22 protein-coding genes and 3 tRNA genes are annotated in these 23843 nt (G+C 50.9%); 14 read left to right on the forward strand and 11 right to left on the reverse strand.

Annotated elements, in window-relative coordinates:
* Positions 1–59 precede the first annotated feature (59 nt).
* The 3 genes from GTPT_RS12950 to uvrC all read right to left on the reverse strand — a co-directional run bounded on the left by GTPT_RS12950 (position 60) and on the right by uvrC (position 2721).
* Positions 60–135, reverse strand: a tRNA-Gly gene (locus GTPT_RS12950).
* A gap of 135 nt (positions 136–270) precedes the next feature.
* Positions 271–819, reverse strand: coding sequence for a CDP-diacylglycerol--glycerol-3-phosphate 3-phosphatidyltransferase (gene pgsA, locus GTPT_RS12955; RefSeq protein ID WP_025902800.1), 549 nt, complete (start codon positions 817–819; stop codon positions 271–273).
* A 69-nt stretch (positions 820–888) separates the two neighbouring features.
* Positions 889–2721 carry an excinuclease ABC subunit UvrC gene (gene uvrC / locus GTPT_RS12960; RefSeq protein ID WP_029991267.1) on the reverse strand — a complete coding sequence of 611 codons (1833 nt, stop codon included), beginning with the start codon at positions 2719–2721 and terminating at the stop codon, positions 889–891.
* 551 nt (positions 2722–3272) lie between these two features.
* Here uvrC and GTPT_RS12965 point away from each other — a divergent pair.
* Positions 3273–3497 carry a DUF2594 family protein gene (locus GTPT_RS12965; RefSeq protein ID WP_025902802.1) on the forward strand — a complete coding sequence of 75 codons (225 nt, stop codon included), beginning with the start codon at positions 3273–3275 and terminating at the stop codon, positions 3495–3497.
* Between the two features lie 303 nt (positions 3498–3800).
* Entirely contained in the window at positions 3801–5192 is a 1392-nt protein-coding gene (gene cycA / locus GTPT_RS12970; RefSeq protein ID WP_025902803.1) for a D-serine/D-alanine/glycine transporter, read from the forward strand.
* 53 nt (positions 5193–5245) lie between these two features.
* On the opposite strand, the gene GTPT_RS12975 is transcribed toward cycA, so the two are convergent.
* The 4 genes from GTPT_RS12975 to GTPT_RS12990 form a co-directional block, all read right to left on the reverse strand.
* Positions 5246–6154 (reverse strand): DMT family transporter, encoded by a 909-nt coding sequence (locus tag GTPT_RS12975; protein WP_029991264.1) that lies wholly within the window; start codon positions 6152–6154, stop codon positions 5246–5248.
* Positions 6155–6353: 199 nt separating this feature from the next.
* Positions 6354–7856 (reverse strand): bifunctional glucose-1-phosphatase/inositol phosphatase, encoded by a 1503-nt coding sequence (agp, locus tag GTPT_RS12980; protein WP_051170890.1) that lies wholly within the window; start codon positions 7854–7856, stop codon positions 6354–6356.
* A gap of 251 nt (positions 7857–8107) precedes the next feature.
* Positions 8108–8195 (reverse strand) — tRNA-Ser (locus tag GTPT_RS12985).
* Positions 8196–8257: 62 nt separating this feature from the next.
* Positions 8258–8345 (reverse strand) — tRNA-Ser (locus GTPT_RS12990).
* 228 nt (positions 8346–8573) lie between these two features.
* Between GTPT_RS12990 and yccA the strand changes: the two genes are divergently transcribed.
* Together yccA and GTPT_RS13000 are read left to right on the forward strand one after the other, a co-directional pair.
* Complete coding sequence (gene yccA / locus GTPT_RS12995) at positions 8574–9230, forward strand: FtsH protease modulator YccA (RefSeq protein ID WP_025902806.1); 657 nt, start codon at positions 8574–8576, stop codon at positions 9228–9230.
* A gap of 152 nt (positions 9231–9382) precedes the next feature.
* Positions 9383–9709 carry a TusE/DsrC/DsvC family sulfur relay protein gene (locus GTPT_RS13000; RefSeq protein WP_029991260.1) on the forward strand — a complete coding sequence of 109 codons (327 nt, stop codon included), beginning with the start codon at positions 9383–9385 and terminating at the stop codon, positions 9707–9709.
* Positions 9710–9715: 6 nt separating this feature from the next.
* On the opposite strand, the gene yccX is transcribed toward GTPT_RS13000, so the two are convergent.
* Positions 9716–9991, reverse strand: coding sequence for an acylphosphatase (yccX, locus tag GTPT_RS13005; protein WP_029991258.1), 276 nt, complete (start codon positions 9989–9991; stop codon positions 9716–9718).
* A gap of 84 nt (positions 9992–10075) precedes the next feature.
* On the opposite strand from yccX, the gene rlmI reads away from it, so the two are divergent.
* The 4 genes from rlmI to GTPT_RS13025 all read left to right on the forward strand — a co-directional run bounded on the left by rlmI (position 10076) and on the right by GTPT_RS13025 (position 13214).
* A complete protein-coding gene (rlmI, locus tag GTPT_RS13010; RefSeq protein ID WP_029991257.1) occupies positions 10076–11266 on the forward strand; it encodes a 23S rRNA (cytosine(1962)-C(5))-methyltransferase RlmI in 1191 nt (396 codons plus the stop codon).
* 63 nt (positions 11267–11329) lie between these two features.
* Entirely contained in the window at positions 11330–11644 is a 315-nt protein-coding gene (gene hspQ / locus GTPT_RS13015; protein WP_025902810.1) for a heat shock protein HspQ, read from the forward strand.
* Between the two features lie 440 nt (positions 11645–12084).
* Positions 12085–12666, forward strand: a complete 582-nt coding sequence (locus GTPT_RS13020) for a DUF2057 family protein (RefSeq protein WP_025902811.1) — start codon at positions 12085–12087, stop codon at positions 12664–12666.
* A gap of 68 nt (positions 12667–12734) precedes the next feature.
* Positions 12735–13214, forward strand: a complete 480-nt coding sequence (locus GTPT_RS13025) for a methylglyoxal synthase (protein WP_025902812.1) — start codon at positions 12735–12737, stop codon at positions 13212–13214.
* 4 nt (positions 13215–13218) lie between these two features.
* On the opposite strand, the gene helD is transcribed toward GTPT_RS13025, so the two are convergent.
* Positions 13219–15273 (reverse strand): DNA helicase IV, encoded by a 2055-nt coding sequence (gene helD / locus GTPT_RS13030; protein ID WP_029991254.1) that lies wholly within the window; start codon positions 15271–15273, stop codon positions 13219–13221.
* A gap of 123 nt (positions 15274–15396) precedes the next feature.
* Between helD and GTPT_RS13035 the strand changes: the two genes are divergently transcribed.
* Both GTPT_RS13035 and yccS read left to right on the forward strand, forming a co-directional pair.
* Complete coding sequence (locus GTPT_RS13035; RefSeq protein ID WP_025902814.1) at positions 15397–15840, forward strand: YccF domain-containing protein; 444 nt, start codon at positions 15397–15399, stop codon at positions 15838–15840.
* 14 nt (positions 15841–15854) lie between these two features.
* Positions 15855–17999, forward strand: coding sequence for a YccS family putative transporter (yccS, locus tag GTPT_RS13040; RefSeq protein WP_029991252.1), 2145 nt, complete (start codon positions 15855–15857; stop codon positions 17997–17999).
* On the opposite strand, the gene GTPT_RS13045 is transcribed toward yccS, so the two are convergent.
* Entirely contained in the window at positions 17996–18634 is a 639-nt protein-coding gene (locus GTPT_RS13045) for a TfoX/Sxy family DNA transformation protein (protein WP_025902816.1), read from the reverse strand. The two genes, yccS and GTPT_RS13045, sit on opposite strands and share 4 nt — an antisense overlap.
* Before the next feature lie 206 nt (positions 18635–18840).
* On the opposite strand from GTPT_RS13045, the gene sulA reads away from it, so the two are divergent.
* A complete protein-coding gene (sulA, locus tag GTPT_RS13050) occupies positions 18841–19344 on the forward strand; it encodes an SOS-induced cell division inhibitor SulA (RefSeq protein WP_241964892.1) in 504 nt (167 codons plus the stop codon).
* A 347-nt stretch (positions 19345–19691) separates the two neighbouring features.
* Positions 19692–20747: a porin OmpA gene (gene ompA / locus GTPT_RS13055; RefSeq protein WP_029991250.1), complete on the forward strand. Its 1056-nt coding sequence runs from the start codon at positions 19692–19694 to the stop codon at positions 20745–20747.
* An 88-nt stretch (positions 20748–20835) separates the two neighbouring features.
* On the opposite strand, the gene matP is transcribed toward ompA, so the two are convergent.
* Positions 20836–21297, reverse strand: coding sequence for a macrodomain Ter protein MatP (gene matP / locus GTPT_RS13060; protein WP_025902819.1), 462 nt, complete (start codon positions 21295–21297; stop codon positions 20836–20838).
* A 170-nt stretch (positions 21298–21467) separates the two neighbouring features.
* Here matP and GTPT_RS13065 point away from each other — a divergent pair, with 170 nt between their 5' ends.
* On the forward strand, positions 21468–23216 hold the full coding sequence (locus tag GTPT_RS13065; protein ID WP_111678470.1) for an AAA family ATPase: 1749 nt from the start codon (positions 21468–21470) through the stop codon (positions 23214–23216).
* Between the two features lie 69 nt (positions 23217–23285).
* Complete coding sequence (gene fabA / locus GTPT_RS13070; RefSeq protein WP_025902821.1) at positions 23286–23804, forward strand: bifunctional 3-hydroxydecanoyl-ACP dehydratase/trans-2-decenoyl-ACP isomerase; 519 nt, start codon at positions 23286–23288, stop codon at positions 23802–23804.
* Positions 23805–23843 lie beyond the last annotated feature (39 nt).

Genomic DNA, 23843 nt, shown 5'->3' on the forward strand with positions numbered 1-23843 from the left:
AAAGGACCCGGAGGTCCTTTTCTGATAGGCAGATAACCTGAGAGTTACCGGCCTGAAACTGGAGCGGGAAACGAGACTCGAACTCGCGACCCCGACCTTGGCAAGGTCGTGCTCTACCAACTGAGCTATTCCCGCAATGCATTTCCTGCTTTCTGTAATCACTGAACCACAGGTAATGTCTTGATGTGCAGCATTTTACTGTCCCGCACGTATCCGTCAACCTGTTTATGCCGGGGGACGGTGCGATTGCTGATATTTACGCCGCTTTGCTTACTGATCGAACAAATCTTTACGCGCAGCACTCAGATACTGGAACATCGACCAGAAAGTCAGTACCGCTGCAATATACAGTGCCAGGAAACCAGCCACTTCCACCAGATGATTAGGCCGCCATAACAACGCCACCAGCGCCATCATCTGTGCCGTTGTTTTAACTTTACCTATCCAGGAAACCGCGACACTACTGCGCTTACCGATTTCGGCCATCCATTCACGCAATGCAGAAATAATAATTTCACGGGCAATCATGGTTGCCGCCGGCAGCGTGATCCACCAGGAATGAAAATGTTCAGCCACCAGCACTAATGCGATAGCCACCATCACCTTATCTGCTACCGGGTCGAGGAAGGCACCGAACGCCGTGGTTTGTTTCCAGCGACGCGCCAGGAAGCCATCAAACCAGTCGGTAATGGCCGCAATCACAAAAAGTAATGCGCAACACGCCGGTGCCCACTGAAAGGGCAGATAAAATGCCAGCACGAAAAAAGGGATCAGCACAACCCTGAATAACGTGAGGTATATCGGTATATTAAATTGCATAGGGCATTAACAGCCTGGAAAGGGTGATGTTTGACACTATGTTCCTACATTGCCCCCCCCGTTTCAATGCTACTGTTTGAGAGAATGGAATATTTTTTCTGCCAGCGCCCGCGATATGCCAGGAACTTTGGCAATTTCATCGGCCGTGGCATTTTTCAGTGGCTGTAATCCTCCCATATATTTTAGTAACTGCTGACGCCGTTTAGGGCCGACACCTGCAATCCCTTCCAGGCTGCTCGCCGATTTTACCTTCGCCCGTTTCTGCCGGTGACCGGTTATTGCATGATTATGAGATTCATCACGGATATGCTGAATAACATGCAATGCCGGTGAGTCAGGGGGTAAGGACATCCCTTCACCTTCAGGCTCCAGAAACAGCGTTTCCAGCCCGGCCTTGCGGTCACTGCCCTTGGCGATCCCCAGTAATAAAGGATGTGCTTTGTTCCAGTCAACCTGCAACGAGGCAAATACCTCTTTAGCCTGCCCCAGTTGCCCTTTACCGCCATCGATAATAATGACATCCGGGATATTCTTTTCTTCCAGTGCTTTTCCATAGCGCCGTTCGAGAACCTGATGCATCGCTGCATAGTCATCGCCGGGCGTGATCCCATTGATATTATAACGACGGTATTCCGCCCTCACCGGACCATTGGCATCAAACACGACGCAGGAAGCCACCGTCTGTTCGCCCATGGTATGGCTGATATCGAAGCATTCCATTCGCCGGATCTCCGGCAGATGCAGAAACCCCGCCAGTGCTTTCATTCGCTGATGCACGGTAGATTGCTGTGCCAACCGGGAGGTCAGGGCCGTTGCCGCATTGGTCCGGGCGAGTTTCAGGTAACGCGCCCTGTCCCCGCGGGGCTTACTTTGCAACGCAATCTTGCGCCCTGCCAGCCCGGACAGAGATTCACTCAGCAAGCCGGTTTCAGGCAGTTCAAAATCCAGCAGGATATCGCCGGGTAAGGTACGTAATTCACTGCCCTGCAGATAAAACTGCCCGACAAAGGTCTGGATAACTTCGGCCAGTTCGGTATTTGCAGGCACTTTAGGAAAATAGCTGCGGCTTCCCAGCACTTTCCCCTGGCGGATAAACAACACATGCACACAGGCCATGCCGGAATCATAGGCAATACTGATGGCATCAAGGTCATCACCCTGATTCGAGACAAACTGTTTCTCGGTGATCCGTCTGACCGCCTGAATTTGATCCCTGAGAAGTGCTGCCTCTTCAAAATTAAGGTCGGCACTCGCCTGCTCCATACGGGCGACCAACTGACGCAGTACCTGGTCATCTTTTCCGGAAAGAAACAGCCGCACATAATCTGTCTGTTGCCGGTAATCCTCTTCTGAAACCAGCCCGCTGACACAGGGGCCGAGACAGCGCCCTATCTGGTATTGCAGGCAGGGACGCGAACGGTTCCGGTAAACATTGTTTTCACATTGCCGGATAGGAAAGACCTTCTGTAATAACGCCAGAGTTTCCCGTACCGCTCCTCCGTTCGGAAAAGGCCCGAAATACTCCCCTTTCGCGTGTTTAGCCCCCCGGTGGTAAGCCAGCCGCGGATGCTTATCACCGCTGAGAAAGATAAACGGGTAGGACTTATCATCACGCAATAACACGTTATAGCGCGGCTGATAAAGTTTGATGTAGTTGTGTTCAAGCAGCAGAGCTTCTGTCTCACTGTGGGTCACTGTGACATCGATGTGTACAATGTTCGCCACCAGCGCTTCGGTTTTACGGCTGCTGACCTGTTTGCGGAAATAGCTAGTCAGACGTTTTTTCAGGTCTTTCGCTTTACCGACATAGATCACCTCATCGCCGGTGCCATACATTCTGTAGACGCCGGGCTGATGGGTCACGGTGCGGAGAAAATCCGCTGGGTCGAACGTATTATTCACTTCATTCACTGCGCGTTACCGGGTTGAGTAGACAGAAAAAGTGCCTTGCGGAAGGATACTCTCCCGGCAAGTGGCAAACTGCAAATACCACAGGAAGTCTGTGATCTTCCACGACATCTCTGATATTGAATTGTGATTCACTGCCGTTATTTCAAGTATCCTGGCCGGGGATAACAAAAAAAGAAACCTATGGAGGCTGCAGGGCTCTGTGACTTCTTTACGGCAGAGAGAAAGACTCAACGTTCCGGAAGTCCTGTCCTCCGGCCCCTGCCGGAAGATGACGGCACCGGTGGGTCGGGCTGCAAAAATCATACGAGTGGCTGGGCAGTTAAGTATAAGCGATTCTGTGCAGAAAGCCGGTTTCCTGGCGGAACAGGGCACAAACCGCGATGTCCTCTGTTTTCAGCGACTTCACCCTCTGCTCCTTTGCTGATGGCTGTTCTGACACTAATTATCCGGTCAGAGGTCTGAAAATAATGAACCCTGTATTATGATTCTGATATAATCTGCGCATTATGGCGATAAAATGCCGTTTAACGGAGTCGGAAACAATGAACTACGCAGAATTTTCTACTGAAAAAAGCCCTGAAGCGTTATCCCGTGAAGTCACTTGTCTGAAAATGATGGTGACCATGATCCTGCAGTCCATGAGCCAGGTAGATTCAGGCAAAGCTATCTTAAAAATGGAACGTTATCTGGCGACGGCCGGTGACAATGAGGATACCGCATTACTGGCTGAAACACTGCGCCAGATTAAATCAGGGTATCTGCAATAACGTTGAGTTGTTCTGCCTCAGCCTGAGGCAGAACGATGCTATCCCCGAAGTTCCCCGGCCATACTTCCCTTTGCTTTTGTCCGCAATGATATTGCCAACCACAACAGGGTTTTCCGGTAATTCCGCTGAAAAAAGTGCGGTTGGCAGGCATTTCCGGCAAGCGGTTTCTCCGGCAACGCAGAGTATGATAAAAGAGGCCTGAACTATTAACAGATCCTGACACGGGTAGCCCGTTCATCAGGCTGTCAGGAAACAACTTTCAGATAACAACAATAAAGCTACTGCAATCACAGGAACAGATGCATGACACAACATTCTGACAATGATGTGACCAGTGAAGGTTCACACAAGCTGCGACGAAACCTTCATAATCGTCATATACAGTTAATCGCTATCGGCGGTGCTATCGGTACCGGATTATTTATGGGATCCGGAAAGACAATCAGTCTGGCCGGTCCGTCCATCGTCTTTGTCTATATGCTGATAGGCTTTGTCCTTTTTTTCGTCATGCGGGCAATGGGTGAAATCTTACTCTCTAATCTGAACTATAAATCGTTCAGTGACTTTGCTGCCGAATTACTGGGGCCCTGGGCGGGATACTTTACCGGCTGGACCTACTGGTTCTGCTGGGTAGTTACCGGCATCGCAGATATCGTCGCCATCACTTCTTATCTTCAGTTCTGGTTGCCGGATTTCTCCGTCTGGATGAGCGCATTGTTGTGCATCGCTACCTTCCTGATCCTGAATATCGCGACCGTTAAGCTGTTCGGTGAAATGGAGTTCTGGTTCGCTATCATCAAGATAGTCGCCATTATTGCCTTAATTATGATTGGGATCGTACTGGTTGCCGTGCATTATCATGCCCCGGGACGACCGGAAGCCGCCCTGAGTAATATATGGACCCATGGGGGTCTGTTCCCGAAAGGTCTGAGTGGTTTCTTTGCCGGCTTCCAGATTGCCGTCTTTGCCTTTGTGGGTATAGAACTGGTGGGCACGACGGCCGCAGAAACACGCAATCCGCAGAAGGTATTACCCAGGGCGATTAACGCGATCCCCCTGCGCATCATCATGTTTTATGTCTGTTCTTTACTGGTGATCATGGCCGTCACCCCGTGGAACGAGGTCGTCCCTTCGCGTAGTCCGTTTGTCGAGATGTTTGTACTGATTGGTTTACCTGCTGCCGCCGGCATTATTAATTTTGTGGTTCTGACCTCAGCGGCGTCTTCAGCCAATAGCGGCATCTTTTCTACCAGCCGTATGCTGTACGGTCTGGCAGGTCAGGGGGTAGCGCATAAGCGATTTTCGCGGCTTTCTGCACGTGCAGTCCCGGTGAATGGCTTACTGTTTTCCTGCTTTTGTCTGCTGGCGGGCATAGCGCTGATTTACCTGATCCCGAATGTGATGACAGTATTTACGCTGGTCACGACAGTATCAGCCATACTGTTTATGTTCGTCTGGTCAATTATTCTGTGCAGTTATCTGGTCTATCGTAAAAAACATCCGGAACTGCATGCCGCCTCTGTCTTCAAAATGCCGGCCGGAAAACTGATGAGCTGGGTGGGACTGCTGTTTTTCGCCTTTGTGCTGGTTCTGCTGAGTCTGCAACCGGATACACGACAGGCTCTGATGGTGACCCCGATCTGGTTTATCCTGCTGGCTATCGGCTGGAAATTCCGGCAGCGTAAATCATCTTAACGCCATAACATCGGGTACGACATCTCCGCTTTCCGGTGTCGTACCCGGGCTTGTCAGGCGTCCGCCTCCGTCTGTTTTTTCTTTTTCCAGCGCAGTTCACTGATCAAAACCGCACAGACAATCAGGCAGCCCCCGGCAAGTGCCGATAAAGGGAGCCTTTCTCCGGCAATTCTGCCAACAATGCCCGCCCATACAGGCTCTCCCGCATAGATAATGGTGGCTTTTGTCGGTGATACACTCCGCTGTGCCCAGTTCATCGTCAGCTGGATCACCGCACTGGCAAGCCCCAGACCACAGGCACTCGCGAGCACCGTCATATTCATCTCCGGAACACCTTCTCCGGCAGGCAGCATAAACAGAAACGAAAAAAGTGAGGCCATCAAAAGCTGGATCAGTGTCAGACGCCGGGTTTCGGTACTCCCTGCAAAATAGCCTATCAGTAAAATCTCAGCCGCAATCGCCAGCGTACTGATCAGCGTCACTATTTCGCCGGTCGAAAACCCTGCCGTGGAATGGGCTGAAACGCCGGACAGCAGTAATAGTCCGATAAACGCCAGCACAATGCCGCACCAGGACATAATACCCGGCGGGCGGCGGAAGAATAACCATTGCAGTAACGGCACCAAAGGCACATACATCGCTGTGATAAAAGCGGACTGGCTGCTGCTAATCGTTTTCATCCCCAGGGTCTGTAACCCATAGCCTATCGCTATCGCCAGCCCGATACTGCCCCCGGCTATCCAGTCTCTGAGGCTGGCCCCACGCAGTGTTTTCAGGGAAAACAGTGAAAGGATCAGCGCTGCGGTACCAAAGCGTAAGCCAACAAAAAAGAATGCACCGGACACCTGAACCGCATGGTGGACAATAAGAAATGTCCCTCCCCACAACATAGTAATAAAAATTAATATCAGTACAGGCTTTGAGAACAACGGGTCAGAAGTATTGTTTGCAACAGATGACATAATTGGAATAACCAGTAGCAAATAAAGGATAGAGACCGGCCGCGTTATTGCCGGGAGAACTGCTTATACCGCGCCCGGGGAAAAGCTCTGCAGAAAAGCGCCGGGGTCTCAGAAAAAAAACAGCTCTGCATCACTGCAAAGCTGTTTACATACTCATGGGCGATCCCGCACAGCAAAATCGCACGATGCTGATAACAGATTACCGGCTGGCCGAATGACCTGCGCCTGCCCCGCCACCGTTCTTATCTCCTGACGGGGAATGCCCGTTATCTTCCGCAGATTTCCCCTTTGAAGATGACGCTGCCGCATCCGGGGCTGCCGGGGCTACGTCTTTTGGACCCGATGACGCGGCGTTACCTGCGACGGCTGATCCTGACGTTGCAGGGGCTGCGGCTGCCGGAGGGGTATTTGCCGCGGCAACAGGTTCTGTCGGGGCCATATGCGGCTGCATTACGGTACCCAGTAATGCATCGTTCAATACATTGGTAAAATCACTCCAGGAACAATAGCCGTTACTGTCGATCGGACAACCGGTTAACTGCAGGGTGACCCGCTCTGGCGGATGCGCAAGGCTCAGAATATCCGCCTGACGAAGCTGCTCTGTGCTCTGATAGACATATTCCATCTTCAGCAGATCTTTATTCGTTTTATTGTCATGCCAGCGTTCAAAAACCACCTGACCACCAATGGGTGTTTGCTCATACTGTCCGGGGAGCTGATATGGCTTCACTTTCAGTGCCGCCAGTAACGAGGCGATATTCGAATCGTGCCCCACCATAAAGGTAAAGGCTGGCGCGGCCGATTTATCCTGATCAATTAACTGACTGCGAATGTAGTCGACCAGCGGCGCTGCCACGTCGTGTGCCACTGCCGGGGTGGTAAATAACACATCCTGGTAGGCATTTTTAATCGCTGATAATGCTTTCCATTGGTCCGGTGTGGTGATTTTCCCCCACGCAACCTGGTCTGCAGGGAACCCCTGGTAATACTGCAGGGTGAAAGCGTCCACCAACGCATTACCGGTCTTCAGCGGCCCTTCCACCGACGGTTCTTTGCCTTTGACCAGGCTGAATTTATTATCCGTCCCCGTGAGACTGCATTTATCTTTGCCTTTACACTGAGGCGAGTTGGTATAGCCCACCACATCTGCCAGTTGCTTGTAAGCGGCCTGCAGTGACTGCTGTTTTTCTTCCTGCGCCATTTGTTCGGCTGCAGTTTTCCTGAAGTCTTCACTGTCACTGTTAATGATCGGGTTGAAGACAGGATCCATGGTTCCCATATCATCCTGATGAGTTACAGCAATATCACACCCCGGGAATGCGCCGGTGACAAAGTACTGAGCCGTGGCGACAGTACGTTGCAGACTGTTAGCGTATATAAAGACAGAATTCGGATCAGGGCATTGGTTTTTACTGAGAACCCCCTGCTGCTGCAGCCAGTCATGGGTATATTTTCCCATATAGACTTCCAGAACCCCACCACGAGTGGTGAGCTCTCCGCCCGGTACCTGCCACTGGGGCCATTTTTTATCAGAAGATTGTTCAAGGATACTGCCGCCATTTGCCAGCGGTGCCCGGAGATTATGACGGCTGAGGATTAGTACCTGCTCCAGCTGCATACCATCGTCAGCGGCCAACGCATTCAGACTCACAGGCAGTGCTGCCAGGACAGCGAGTGTACACAAGCTCAATTTCTTAATCATTGTACCTATTCCATGAATTCTGAGGGTATGAGGAAAAAATGTTTCTGGCTTCATCCGGCTATCAATTTGCACCCGCTCAGCAACACTGACGGGGGAGAGAACCGGATCAAAGACTTTCTGTCACTATATCAAACTTCCCGGACGACGTAAGGGGGAATCGGCTGAATGCCTGCATGAGGTTAAACGCTGTGACCGGGAGAGTTTACTACAGATAAAAAAAACCAGCCATCAGGCTGGTCTTTTTCAGAATTTGGCGGAGGAGGAGAGATTCGAACTCTCGGATGGTTTCCCATCGGCGGTTTTCAAGACCGCTGCCTTCAGCCGCTCGGCCACCCCTCCGTTAAGGGCCAGAATAAAATTACTTTTATTCTGTAAAGCAAGTTATTCACTGCGTGAATAGATGGCGGAGGAGGAGAGATTCGAACTCTCGGATGGTTTCCCATCGGCGGTTTTCAAGACCGCTGCCTTCAGCCGCTCGGCCACCCCTCCGCAATGAGGCGCACTATAAACATCCCCTTCTGTGTTGTAAAGCCCCCTTTGCATCATTTGCCTGAAAAACAGCCGATTAGGTTCTGAGTGCTGGCTAAATCAACAGATTGTGCAGCTATTCAGCAATTTACCGGGTAAAGATGGGTAAAACAACTTCATACGCCCCCCGGCGGACGGTATCCTCCTTTTATTCAATAAATGATCCATCAATATAATTAAGGAGTCTGTATGGACAGAATTCTTGCCCCTGGCCGACACAGTAGCTTGCTCAGTACCCATAAAGTCCTGCGGAATACCTATTTTCTTCTGGGGCTGACGCTGGCGTTCTCTGCCATAACGGCCACCGCCAGTACCCTGCTCAGTTTACCCGCACCAGGGATGATCCTGATGCTGGCCGGTTTTTACGGACTCATGTTTTTAACCTATCGTCTGGCTGATCGCCCGGCAGGGATCCTGGCGGCCTTCGCCTTTACCGGATTTTTAGGCTACTGCCTGGGCCCGCTCCTCAACAGCTTTCTTTCAGCCGGAATGGGTGAGGTTATCGCTTTCGCGTTAGGCGGTACGGCACTGGTATTCTTTTGTTGTTCAGCCTTCGTCCTGACGACCCGTAAAGATATGTCCTTCCTGGGCGGTATGATGATGGCAGGGTTTGTCGTGCTGCTGGTCGGGATGATCGCAAACATCTTCCTGCATCTTCCGGCCTTACAGATGGCCCTGAGTGCATTGTTTATCCTGTTCTCTGCGGGTGCCATCTTGTGGGAGACCAGTAATATTATTCAGGGCGGCGAGACCAATTATATCCGCGCCACCGTTAGCCTGTATGTGTCTCTGTATAATATCTTTGTCAGCCTGCTGAGCTTACTGGGCTTCTCGCGCAGTAACTGATGTTTCCTCACCGGCATAATACCTGCCTGCGGGCGGGTATTTTTTTGTCCCTGGCAAGCCCTTCCCCGGTATTCATTACACTGCATTCATTGCGCAGCATTTGTTACACTGCTTTTTTTATACTGCGCGCCACATCACGGAGAGAAAGAAAAGTGAATTTTGCAGGAAAAAACATTGAGACTGACGGCGAAGGCTACCTTAAACATCCGGCAGACTGGTCTGTCGAACTGGCGCCGCACATCGCCGCTCTGGAAGACATCACGCTGACAGACGCCCACTGGGAAGTCGTCAACTTCGTGCGGGAGTTTTACCTGGAATTTAACACTTCTCCGGCTATCCGCATGCTGGTGAAAGCGATGGCAAAAAAATACGGGGAAGAGAAAGGGAACAGCCGTTATCTGTTCAGACTGTTCCCCGACGGGCCGGCAAAACAGGCAACAAAAATTGCCGGCCTCCCCAAACCTGCAAAATGCCTGTAAGCCGGTTTAGCGCACCGTAAATCCCCCGGTCTCCTGTAACGCACAGGAGACACAGGTGACGCTGTCCACGCGGGCCGCTGGCGGCCCGCCAGCTTTTATCCAGAACAAGACTTTTTCAACGGCCTCCGGTTCTCCCTGAAGTAAAATTTCGACAGAACCGTCATTGAGGTTTGCAGCATAGCCGGTAAGCCGCTGAGTTTCTGCCTGCTGTCGGGTGCTGTCACGAAAAAATACGCCCTGTACCCGCCCCGTCACTCTGATTTTCTGCGCTATTTTCTCCATGAATGTCTCCTTTTACTCTGCTGTTTGCTTTTTTCCGATACCGGGCCGACAATGTCCCCCTTTATTTTCTGGTATCCAATTATTATGACTGCACGTTTGATTCTTTCCAGAGGACGTGAAAAATCTCTGTTACGCCGCCACCCCTGGGTTTTTTCCGGGGCTATCAGCCGCATTGAAGGCAATGCTATCTCCGGTGAAACCGTTGATGTCTGTGACCATAAAGGCCAATGGCTGGCCCGTGCTGCCTATTCCCCGCAATCCCAAATCAGGGCACGTGTCTGGACCTGGCAGGCTGACGAGAATATCGATATTGAATTCTTCGTCCGGCGTATCAAAAAAGCCGGTCAGTGGCGTGAATGGCTGGCCCGTACCGATGACCTGGATAGCTATCGCCTGATTGCCGGGGAGTCTGATGGCTTACCGGGTATCACTATTGATAAATTTGCCGGTTATCTGGTGGTACAGCTTCTGTCCGCCGGTGCCGAATATCAGCGCCCTGCTCTGATCACTGCGTTACAGCAGTGCTACCCGGAATGTTCGGTCTACGACCGGTCAGACGTTTCCGTACGCAAAAAAGAGGGGCTGCCTCTGACTCAGGGTTTTATTTCCGGACAGCAACCGCCTGAACTGTTACCGATCACCGAACATGGTATGAAGCTACTGGTCAATATTAAAGAAGGCCATAAAACCGGCTATTATCTTGATCAGCGTGACAGCCGGTTTGCCCTGCGTCGTTATTCAAAAGATGCACGGGTCTTAAACTGTTTCTCCTATACCGGAGGGTTTGCGGTTTCTGCCCTGCTCGGGGGCTGTAAAGAGGTGATCAGTGTCGATACCTCTGAAGCCGCACTGGACGTCGCCCGTCAGAACGTTGAGCTGAACAACCTTCCCGGGGATAAAGCTCAGTATATTCGTGACGATGTGTTCAAGTTACTGCGGACTTACCGGGATACCGGCGAGAAATTTGATGTGATCGTCATGGATCCACCAAAGTTCGTCGAAAATAAAAACCAGCTGACCGGTGCCTGCCGTGGATATAAAGACATTAATATGCTGGCGATGCAATTGCTCAATCCGGGCGGGATCCTGCTGACATTTTCCTGCTCCGGGCTGATGACGGTGGAACTGTTCCAGAAAATTATCGCCGATGCTGCTCTGGATGCAGGCAAAACAGTTCAGTTAGTTGACCAGTTGCGCCAGGCAGCCGACCACCCGGTCATTTCCACCTATCCGGAAGGGTTATATCTGAAAGGATTTGTTTGCTACGTCGAATAGCTTGAAAAAATGCCTCCCGTCCCCATCTCTGTAGGGATGAAAAAAATCAGCGGGAGGTGTTTTATGATCAGTAGCAAATTTGGCATCGGGCAGCAGGTCCGTCACAGGTTATCCGGCACTCTGGGTGTCGTGGTGGACGTTGACGCTGAATTTTCTCTCAGTCAGCCGGAAGCCGAAGCCCCCGGCGATGATATTCCCGGAGAAACGCCCTGGTATCACGTGGTGATGGAAGATGAATCCGGCGAAACCGTCCACACTTATATCGCCGAGCTTCATCTGACAGGCGAGACGTATGAAGAGCACCCTGATCAACCGGTCCTGGATGAGCTGGCGGAGAATGTACGTCAGCAGTTACGTGTTCCTCACCGGTATCATTGATTACAGCCACACCCTTATAACGCTTCTGAAAGCCCGGGACGCGAAACGTTAATTTTCGGGCATCATTCCATCACTCCCTGCCGTCAATAATATTCCCGGCCACTTTGGTCCCGACAGGGGGCATTTCGTAACCTTGTTATGTCAGCCCCCTCATCAACTGCCAGCAGACATTTCGGGGTTCACTTGCCCCTGCCACCGCAATATGACGTAGCCTCATTGTCTCTTTTATAAAGCATGGCCCGAAGCAAGGCATTCTGCATTTCCATCCTTTAACGCCGATGACAAACACGGCCCTCCTGCAGAATAGTGACGCGCTGGCAGGAAAAATCTGCGTTCTGTACCCATTCGGGCCACAATAAATATGACAAAATGTAAATTTTAATGCCATAATGAGATTCTGATGCTTTTCTGACCCTTTACTTAGCCACTCCGGAGCCAAAATGAAGTTTGTAGCTGCAGTTTTCTGCCTGCTGCTGGGTATGTACACCTCTGCCACCATGGCTGTCAGCTTCAGGATAAATCCGGAAATCAATTTGCTGGTGCTCGATGGTAATAAATTGCCAGGCAGCCTGCTGAAAGGCGCGGAAAGCATTGAACTTGAACAAGGACAACATCAGATACTTTTTACGCGGGTATCCGCTCCCCGTTCCCCGATGTTTATTCTGACCTTTACGGCAGAAAGTCATAGCGTCAGTATGGTATTCCCTCCTGCTTCATCACTTTCTGAATGCGATACCTCAGAAAACCTGCCATTACGGTTAGTGGATGAAAACGACGAGAATATCGCTGCCCTCCAGGATCATTTGTCAGAAATACCGGACGATGATTATGTCCGCGCAGTGAGCAGTTATAATCTGCAGAACCGCAAAGCCTCAGTGAAAAAGTTCAGTCTTCCGTCAGAGACTAACGATGCGCGGGCAGAAAAAGTGTCTGACAGCACTGTACCGGTTGAGGCCGCTCAGCCATCCCGTGGCTCCTTACAGGCTATTCTGCTTTGGTTACGTGAATTCCGAACCAGTTGAACCCCGGTAAGCCACCGCGCTACACTGACATGACACAGAATATGAGTTTTGAATAATAAGGGGCGGGGATGGAACAGACGGTCAGGACATTGGGGCAGAAAAAACATATCGCTCTGGTGGCTCATGATAACTGCAAATTATCGTTGCTGGAGTGGGTCAAAGCGAATCAACAGTCACTTGCCCTGCACAGCCTTTATGCCACAGGGACAACCGGTAACCTGATTAATGCTCACTGCGGTCTGCAGGTTAATCCGCTGTTAAGCGGTCCGTTAGGCGGCGATCAGCAGGTCGGAGCAATGATCGCGGAAGGAAAAGTGGATATGCTGATTTTCTTCTGGGATCCGTTGAACGCCGTCCCCCATGACCCGGATGTTAAAGCACTGTTACGGCTGGCCACGGTATGGAATATCCCGGTCGCTACTAACCGTTCCACCGCCGATTTTATTATTCATTCGCCACTTTATACACAGAACGTGGAAATCGCGATCCCTGATTATCCGCGCTATATGGCCGAACGGCTTCAGGAACCGCTGTCAAAAGAGCCGTGAGGGGTCAGGGTTTCCTCACCCGGGGAACCCCGAGTTTTACCAGTTCTTCCACGAAATCTGAAGGCGCAGCTTTGTCATACAATAACCATAATTGCTTTCTCGCCCGGGTCATTGCGACATAAGCGAGCCTTCGTTCTTCCGCATCGGGGAAACTCTCCGTTTCCGGCAGCAGTCCCTGCTCAATGACCGATTCCGGCGTTCGTGCAGGAAACCCGTCACTACCGTCACTTAGCCCGGTAACTATCACATAGTCAGCTTCCTTACCTTTGCAGGCATGGAATGTCATGAATGATAAGTTCAGCCGCGGCCAACGGGTGGCAGCAATATCCAGCAGTGCCGGACGGAGGTAGTGATAACGCCCAAGGATCAGGATGGTTGCATCATCTTCCGCATATCCGCTCATTTTATTCACCAACGCTTCCAGTTGCTCTTCCGGCAGCAATGAAACCGACTTTTTGTTACCTTTATCCTGACTATTAAGCTCTTTTTTCAGTTGCGCAGGATTCTGCTGTATAAAACGATTCGCAACATCCCCGATACGCTGGCTAAAGCGGTAGGTCTGGTCCAGCACACAAACATCGCCTTCGCCGAAGATGTCATGAAAGCGGGTGGTCAGATCGATTTCTGCCCCGGCAAAGCGATAAATGGCCTGCCAGTCATCCCCGACCACAAATAATCCGGTATGCTTGTTCTGTTTTCTGAGCGCATGAAGCAGGCCAGCGCGCTGAGCCGAGATATCCTGAAACTCGTCCACCAGGATATATTTCCACGGGCTGATAAAACGACCTTTTTCCAGCAAGGCGATAGCCTGCCGGATAAGCCCGGAAAAATCGACGGCACCTTCCTCTTTAAGATGTTGTTTCCAGGCCTTCAGCAGAGGGGCCAGAAGTTTCAGCCGTTTGCCGAATAGCGTACGGATAGCTTCAGGCGCTTCCTCCGTCATCACGGACTGGGATCCACCGTGGGTTCTTATCAGCGAAACCCAGTGTTCCAGACGACCCGCGAGGCGGTTAAGTAATTGCTTATCGTTCCAGAACTCAGTGTCAGCACATTCCCAGGCCAGTTCGTCCTCAATCCACTGCCGCCAGCCATTAGCAAACGATTTTTTCTGAGCGCATTGCTGCTGCCAGGTTTCGGTCAGTAACTTACGACGTAGTGCCGCATCACTTTCCAGCGCACTGATTGTTGGCGGTTTATTGCTGCTTTGCTGAATAATATGCAGGGCCAGTGAATGAAACGTTCTGGCCGTGACCGCGGTGTCGCCGGTACATTGTTGTACGCGCTGATCCATTTCCCTGGCGGCTTCACGGCCAAAAGATAATAACAGTACCTGGTCGGCACTGGCATAGTTACGGCGCAGTAACCAGGCTGCACGGGCGGCAAGCACCGATGTTTTTCCGCTACCGGCACCGGCCAGCACCAGTAATTGATCTTCACCATTAATTACCGCCCGGCATTGAGAAGGATTCAGCGGACCGGACCCCACCGTCGCAAAAAAATCCCCATAGCGCTCCATCACTTGCTCTGTCCATTGACGGTTACGCTCGATTCTCTGCTGCTCTGCAGACGTCAGCCAGTCCTGACAGAAGAACCAGGACGGACGACAGGACTCAAATTCTGTAATCCGCTCTGCCGGCACGGGTAATGCCGCGAACCTGCTCTCTATTTTATCCCGCACGCCGGAGATGTCCGCGCGGGTCAGCCAGCTATCCCGTTGCAGCAAGCCGAGTAATTCCTGATGCAATGTACTCAATACCTGGTAGCAGACTGCGGCCATCTCACCGGTCCAGTGTTGCCAGGCATTCGTCAGGTGCTGATAAAACTGCTGGGTTTCCTGCCATTCCGTCCCATGTAATCGTACCACCTGATTGTCCGGGAGCTGAAATTCAAGTTCTCCCCATACCATCCCTCGTTTACACTGAATACCCAGTAACTGATTAAAAGGAATAATATATTCATGACGATCACCGCTGACTTCCACACCTGCCGGTAGTAGTCGCACCCGATTGTAAGGATGCTGAGCCAGCCGTTTACCCATTGAGGTTGCTTTAAGTTCCATGCATCACGCCATTATCTGAGTTATTGCTTTTAAGCAGTTTAACTGCGAGACCTTTAGTGCTCCAGACAAAAAACAGGTTACAATTCTGTAACTGTGTCCTACAGACCAACGGAGATAAATTTAATGAGAGCTGTACTGAATATCCTCAATTTCGTTCTGGGGGGATTTGCGACCACCCTGGCCTGGTTATTTGCCACGCTGGTCACCATTGTCTTAATTTTTACGCTGCCCCTGACTCGCTCCTGCTGGGAAATTACCCGTTTGTCTCTGTTCCCGTTCGGTAATGAAGCTGTTCATGTGGATACACTCCGCCCGGAGAACAAGAATAACCTGCGAAATTCAGGCGGCACTTTACTGAATGTGTTCTGGTTTATTTTTTTCGGCTGGTGGCTCTGCCTGGCCCATATCTCTGCAGGTATTCTCCAGTGTGTGACTATTATCGGTATTCCTGTCGGTATTGCGAATTTTAAAATTGCTGCCATTGCCTTATGGCCTGTCGGTCGCAGAGTCGTTTCTGTTGAAGAAGCGAAATTTGCGCGTGAAAACGCGATCCGCGCACGTCACTGAGGATAAGGGTAAAAATGAATTTCGGATCTGACCTGCTGAACCGCTGGCATACGTTTTTAATGAACAAACTATGGCGGGATCCAGCCAGGATATTCCTTGCGATGACCGGTTGTGTGATCCTTTCCTGGTCATTACAAAATATCACCTGGACTATCCCGCTGATCCTCGGGGTTGTCGCCGCGGCACTGGCAGATATTGATGACCGGCTGACCGGCCGTTTACGCAATATGCTGATCACTCTGGTCTGCTTTTGTATCGCGACCGTCTCGGTCGAAATTCTGTTCCCTTATCCGCCGCTGTTTATGATTGGCCTTGCCGTTTCCAGTTGGGTATTCACCTTACTGGGAGCGCTGGGGCAACGCTATGCCACAATCTCGTTCGGCGCCCTGCTGATTGCTATCTATACCATGCTGGGGATCCATCTGTTCTCTGCCTGGTATATTCAGCCCGTATTATTGCTGGCAGGCGCACTCTGGTATAATTTCCTGACACTGATCATGCACCTGCTGTTTCCGGTTCAGCCGGTGCAGCAACAACTGGCGGCCACATATACTCAGCTGGCCGGCTATCTTGATGCGAAGGCTAATCTGTTTGACCCCGATACCGGCGACAGTGACGAACCTTCACTGATTGATGCCGCACTGGCTAACAGCCAGCTGGTATCGCAATTTAATATCACCAAAACCGCCATACAGAGTCGTCTGAACGGCGAACGGGCGGCCCGCAATAGCCGTCGTTCGCTGCTCTATTATTTTGCGGCCCAGGAAATTCATGAACGTGCGAATTCTTCCCACGTCCAGTACCACCAGTTGCGCAATGAATGGCGGTACAGCGAAATATTATTCCGATTCCAGCGGTTACTGCATATGCAGGCAAATGCCTGCCGCCAGATTGCACATTCAGTGACCCTGAAAAAACCGTACCAGCATGAACACCGCTTCGAACGGGCATTCTTTCATCTGGATCAGGCGCTGATACGCCTTAAAGTTCAGTATCCGCAGGACCCCAATACCCGTGCCCTGCAGTGGTTGTTACGTAATCTGAAAGCCATCGATGACCAGCTGCTTTCTATCGCCTCGGAACAGGTATTGAATAGTCCGTGGCTGAACAGCGACACTCATCTGTCTCAGGAAGGGCTGACCGGCTGGCAGGATATCCGGATCAGGTTCAGCCGTCATTTAAGCCCAAAGTCGTCGCTGTTCCGGCATGCGGTTCGGGTATCAGTGGTCCTCTGCGTGGGCTATGCCCTTATTCAACTGGCCGGACTGGAACGGGGATACTGGATATTACTGACCAGCCTGTTTGTTTGTCAGCCAAACTATAATGCGACCAAAAAGCGTCTTGCCTTGCGAATTATGGGAACACTGGCCGGGATAATCATTGGTCTTCCGGTGCTGTGGCTGGTTCCCTCTATTCCCGGGGTTCTGATCCTGATTGTGGTGTCCGGGGTGCTGTTTTTTGTTTTCCGTCAGGTGCAATATGCACAGGCTACGCTGTTTATCACCTTGCTGGCGTTACTGAGCTTTAACCTGCTGGGTGAAGGTTTTGACGTTGCCCTGCCGAGGATCGTGGATACTATCCTTGGCTGCGCTCTGGCGTGGATGGCCGTGGCCTGGATATTCCCGGACTGGCGCTATCGTCAATTACCGGCAGTGGCAGATAAAGCCATGGCGGCCAATGCCCGCTATCTGTCAGCAATTGCAGCGCAGTATCATCAGGGGAAGGACAACAGTATGTCATACCGCATTGCCCGCAGGGAGGCACATAATGCAGATGCTGAATTAGCCCTGGTGATTTCCGGAATGAATGACCCGACAGTCAGTCATGATCCCCGTAAAGATCCGGCCTTCCGTATTTCCTGTCTCAATCACAGTTTGCTGAGCTACCTGTCCGCGCTGGGCGCGCACAGGGAAAAAACAGAGCAGAGTGATTTTTTACAACTGATGGATGATGCTGTCAGGCTGACCCGGGATACTTTACAGACCGGTTCTGCAAACATGCAGAATACGCTGGACACACTGCATGCACTCCTTGCAGAAATAACGGTTATTGAAGCCAGTTCTGACAGCAGAGAGCCTGTCATTCTTCAGCAAGTGGGCCTGGTACTGACACTCCTTCCGGAGCTGGTCTCAGTCAGAGAAGAGATAAACCACCTTTAAAAATCGTTACTGCGCTTGCGCGCTGAGTGTACTGAGGTCTGCTCAAACTGCAGATACCAGTGTTTCAGTTCTTCCCTCACCCCGACGGACAGCACCTCCAGGTGTTGTCCGAAGATGGCCCCTTGCAACGCATACAGTGTTTTCAATCCGAGATGTTTATTCTTCTGCCTGAGCAATACCCAGCTCTGCCTGGCTCCCGTCGCACGCAAGTGACTGGCCGAGGCAATACCGACCTCTTTCAACAGTATTTCCAGCCGTAAACTCAGGTTAGGCAGATCTTTCAGCCTCTGCCGGCTGAGTTGAGACTCTCTGAGCGCTCTGGCTTCATTCAGAGAACAGTGTGATAACTCCAGCAAAGCGTCTGACTGCTGCCATAGCACGGGATCAACCTTATAATAATTGAGGCTGACACACTGTCCGCGTTTGTGAAAGATAAAGGGCTGCAGTCGTCTGTGCTGCAGATAAGTTTGCATTTTTTCACTGGCGCGGAGATAAAGCTCCCCTTCACTGACCAGCGCAAAAACCACTTTTTCAACAGATAACGAGTATCCGCCGAACTGGGTGCGGGACTCGATTTTACCGAGTGCAGAAAGCTGTTTCTTTGATTCTTCAATACATTGGCCTGATGTTTTCATCGCGAACCTCCCTTGTTCCGGCAATAGCATAGCTGTCAATAAAATAATATTTATCAACACCTTAGAAGTTAAACAAAAGCGATTACCAGTTCAATGAATAAATGCAGGACAGATAGATCAGTTTTAGTTTCTGCGATCTGTTTTCAGAAAAATGGTTGATCTTTACCCACGACCGTAATACTGTATATCCATACAGTGAATTGCGGATGGTTAAATTTATGCATACTCAGCGACTGACAGCGAAAACCTTTAAGATGCATCATCAATCGACTCAGGCTTCGTACACCCGTGGTTGTATCAGTGAGTTAAGTTATCAGGGGCAAAACCCTGCCCTGCTGAATATGCTTCTTTTCCCGTTACTCAAACAGCTTGGTGAACAGTCGCGCTGGCAGTTATGGTTAACTCCCGCACATAAGCTCAGCCGTCACTGGCTTCAGCAGGCCGGGTTGCCCCTGGAAAAGAGTGTGCAGATCGCCTCAACAGAACGTATCAGTAGTGTCAGTGCCATGATTAAAGCGCTACGTTCGGGGAATTTCAGTGTGGTCATCGCCTGGCTTCCGGCCGGGCTGAGCAACTCAGAACGCCATGAACTCGAACAGGCTGCGATAGAAGGTCATACTCTGGGATTGATCATGCGTGAAGAAAATACCTTCGATTCTCCCGGCGGACAGGAAAATCGATTGAAAATTCATTCGTCCTTACTACATTAATCTTATTTAAGATTATTCTCATAAAAAATAAGCGGCAGATTATTACATAAGCCAGGTGACTCACCATTCCAGAGCCAGCAATGGGTTACCTGATATTTCAGTTCTCATCCGGGCTGGGAGTTCAGTTTCAATTGTAAATGAATGTGTCAAAATCGCCGTTTTTTTACTGTACAACATCATATCCTACTTGTAACTTTCTAATCTCGTTGTAGACTTTACGTCGCCAGGGTGCTCAATAATCTCCTTTTTTGGCAGAGTACAAATCGAGCGAAATCACCCGGCGAAGGATTACAACCAAGAGCAACATTTTTGCTCATTGCCTATTTTGGATGATAACGAGGCGCAAAATGAAAAAGACAGCTATCGCAATTGCAGTGGCACTGGCAGGTTTCGCTACCGTAGCGCAGGCCGCACCAAAAGATAACACCTGGTACACTGGTGCTAAACTGGGCTGGTCCCAGTATCACGACACCGGTTTCTACGGTAACCACTACAACGTCTCTAACGACCCGCATGAAAACCAGCTGGGTGCCGGTGCCTATGTTGGTTATCAGGCAAACCAGTACCTGGGCTTTGAAGGTGGTTACGACTGGTTAGGTCGTATGCCTTACAACGGTACCAACCACGGTGCTTTCAAAGCGCAGGGCGTACAGCTGGCTGCTAAACTGAGCTACCCACTGACCGACGATCTGGACGTGTACACCCGTCTGGGCGGCATGGTATGGCGTGCAGATAGCAAAGATTTCCGTAACGGTAACTCCGATCACGACACCGGTGTTTCTCCACTGGCAGCCGTTGGTGTTGAATATGCTCTGACCAAAAACTGGGCAACCCGTCTGGACTACCAGTGGGTTAACAACATCGGTGATGCAGGTACCGTTGGTGCACGTCCGGATAACGCCACTCTGAGCGTAGGTGTTTCTTACCGTTTCGGTCAGGATGATGTTGCTGCTCCGGCACCAGCTCCGGCTCCGGCTCCGGCACCTGTTGTTGAAACCAAGCACTTCACTCTGAAATCAGACGTGCTGTTCACTTTCAACAAAGCAACCCTGAAAGCAAGCGGCCAGCAAGCGCTGGATCAGCTGTACACTCAGCTGAGCTCACTGGATCCTAAAGACGGCTCTGTCGTTGTTCTGGGCTTCACTGACCGTATCGGTTCTGCTAAATACAACCTGAAACTGTCTGAGCAACGTGCACAGTCTGTTGTGAACTACCTGATTTCTAAAGGTATTCCTTCAAACAAAATCTCTGCACAGGGCATGGGCAAAGCTGATCCTGTTACCGGCAACACCTGTGACAACGTGAAAGGCCGCGCAGCACTGATCCAGTGTCTGGGTCCGGATCGTCGCGTAGAGATCGAAGTTAAAGGTATCAAAGACGTTGTTTCTCAGCCTCAGGGCTAAGTTAACCACGTAATAAAAAACCCCGCGAATGCGGGGTTTTTTTTGACCTTTTTTTGCCGTTGGCTCAACAGGGCTAAGCAAACGTTCTTTATTTTTTCTCCGGCTGGCCCAGAATAGACTCCAGGTCATGTTTCAACGTCGACATCTGACTGGCATACTTTTCTTTTCGTTCCGCATCTTCAATTAACTGAACGATGGTTTCAGACAACGTACTGTGACGGCGACGGGCCAGTCCTGCCAGTCGTTGCCAGACGAGATATTCAAGATCAATCGACTTTTTACGCGTGTGCTGATGCTCTGCATTAAAGTGGCGTTTACGCCGTGCGCGGATTGTCTGTTTCATCCGGTTTACCAGTGCCGGGTTCATATGCTGGTCAATCCATTGATGAATATCTTCCGGCTGGTGTTCAAAAGAAATAAGCCACCGCACAGCCTCTTGTGCGGCACTGTGCTCCGGATACCGGGTAATGGCTTCCCCCTCCCGATGCTTTTTTACCAGGTAGGCCCATTTCCAGCCGGACTCCAGATTTTCAAGTTGCAGATATTTCATCGGGATCTCATCATCTTCAGGTCACGGATTAAGAATAACAGTTTTTCGTGTTGCTGTAGTAAGGATTAATTTTGCGGATAACCGGCATCGGTGTCTCTATACCGCACTGTTTCATCCTATTATTTTCTGTATAATCGATAGTTTGTTAACTCCGGATAAATGCGATAACTTTGATCAGAACTCAACTCCCCTGGCAAGCCTTGCAGCCGAATACTTCCCGCTATCAGTCTGCTTTCACACAGTCTGTCTCTGATGAAGACGATATTCTGTCATCCCTTCAGCCAAGATTAATGAATGCGCTGGCTTATCTGGTATGCAAACCACATTCACCGGTACTGATAATCCGTAGTCAGGAAAACAGTGATTACCTTTCCTGTATCGCTCAGGCATATCTGTCGGTTGATGGATCTGCGCAGGGATCCCGGGGCTGGAATTATCGGGCTCAGCCCGGGGGTCAGGTGACTCTTACCCCCGCTCCGGCCGATACCGCAACTTTCAGACAACAGCCCGGAGTACGTTATGCCGAATGGATTGAAAGTGCGCAATTGTTTGGTGTCGTCCGGGGAACACCCGGCCACTGGACGCCGGAACCAGGCTTACTGCATGAGGCCAATGGCGGTGCGTTGATCCTGTCCGTGCGAACATTACTGGCACAGCCGCTAATGTGGCTACGACTGAAAACGTTTATCTCCCGGGGCTATTTTGAATGGCTATCCCCGGACGATAAGCGTCCGTTGCCCGCGTCACTGCCGGCCATTCCCCTCAATGTAAAACTGATCCTCTGCGGTGACAGAGATGCGCTGGCTGAATTCAGCGAGCAGGAACCGGAGTTTCTGGAGGATGCGCTTTACTCAGAGTTCGAATCGCAGTGGCGCGTGAATGACGATGAAGACATGGCGCGCTGGTGCGAATGGGTCAGAGACATGGCCTCGGGGCTCGGGCTTCCGGCGCTTTCAGAGGATGCCTGGCCGTTACTTATTATGGAAGGTTGCCGCTATACCGGTGACCAGACACTACTCCCCCAGTGTCCGCGCTGGGTAAGGCGCCAGTTAACCGCAGCCTTCACTTATGGCGGCGATATCACGGCACAGAGCCTGCAGGGAGCTCTGGAGGAAAGTCAGTGGCGTGAAAGCTACCTGCCGGAAAGAATGCTGGAAGAAATCAGCGAAGAACAGGTTTTGATAGAGACCGAAGGCGAAGCCATCGGTCAGGTTAATGGGCTGTCTGTGCTCGACTTTCCGGGCCATCCTCGCCCCTGGGGTGAACCTTCACGTATTACCTGTGTCGTGCACTATGGTGATGGTGAGGTAATGGATATCGAGCGTAAAGCGGAGCTCGGGGGGAACCTGCATGCAAAAGGCATGATGATCATCCAGGCGTATCTGATCTCTGAACTGGAGCTTGAACAACAACTCCCCTTCAGCGCCTCCATGGTTTTTGAACAGTCTTATTCTGAGGTGGATGGCGATAGTGCTTCACTTGCGGAACTTTGTGCATTAATTAGTGCCTTATCCCGGCAACCGATTTCACAATCCATTGCGGTGACGGGGTCGGTTGACCAGTTTGGTAACGTTCAGCCTGTCGGCGGGCTTAACGAGAAAATTGAAGGTTTTTTTGCTGTCTGTGCGCAGCGCAAACTGACCGGTGAACAGGGTGTGATCATTCCGCAAAACAATGTTCGCCATCTTTCATTGAGCCAGGACGTCGTTGATGCCGTTAAAGCCGGCCAGTTTCATCTGTGGGCCATTGACCGCGCTGATGAAGCTGTAGCTATCCTCACCGGTAAAGAGTGGCGTACTGATGAAGACAATGATGACCTGTTATCTCTTATTCAGGAGCGGATTGCCCGGGCGACGCTGCCCGAGCCACGGCCACGTACCGGTCTGCTTCGCTGGCTGAACTGGTTCAACCAGAACTAATCGGACTTGCTCAGCGTACAGGTGTACGCTATTCTCCGTCCTTCATAAATTTAAGGTTAGAAAACTGACATGGTAGAAAAACGCGAATCCTATACTAAAGAAGATCTTGCTGCCTCCGGACGCGGTGAGTTATTTGGCGAGAATGGGCCTCCATTACCTGCCGGTAATATGCTGATGATGGATCGGGTCATCAAAATGTCTGAAACAGGCGGTAATTACGACAAAGGTTTCGTTGAAGCCGAGTTGGACATTACTCCGGACCTATGGTTCTTTGCCTGCCATTTTGTTAACGACCCTGTGATGCCGGGTTGCCTGGGACTGGATGCCATGTGGCAGTTAGTCGGATTTTATCTGGGCTGGCTGGGTGCCGAAGGTAAAGGCCGTGCTCTGGGTGTAGGTGAAGTTAAGTTCACAGGTCAGGTATTACCTACCGCGAAGAAAGTGACCTATAAAATTCATTTCAAACGCGTCATCAACCGTAAACTGGTGATGGGCGTGGCTGATGGTGAAGTCTTTGTCGATGGCAAACTCATCTATACCGCCAGCGATCTGAAAGTCGGTCTGTTCAAAGATACCGGCGCGTTCTGATAAACCAGGTTTATCAGTGAAAAGGGGCCTGCGGGCTAA

The organism is Tatumella ptyseos ATCC 33301, assembly GCF_000735525.1.
GTDB lineage: Bacteria > Pseudomonadota > Gammaproteobacteria > Enterobacterales > Enterobacteriaceae > Tatumella > Tatumella ptyseos.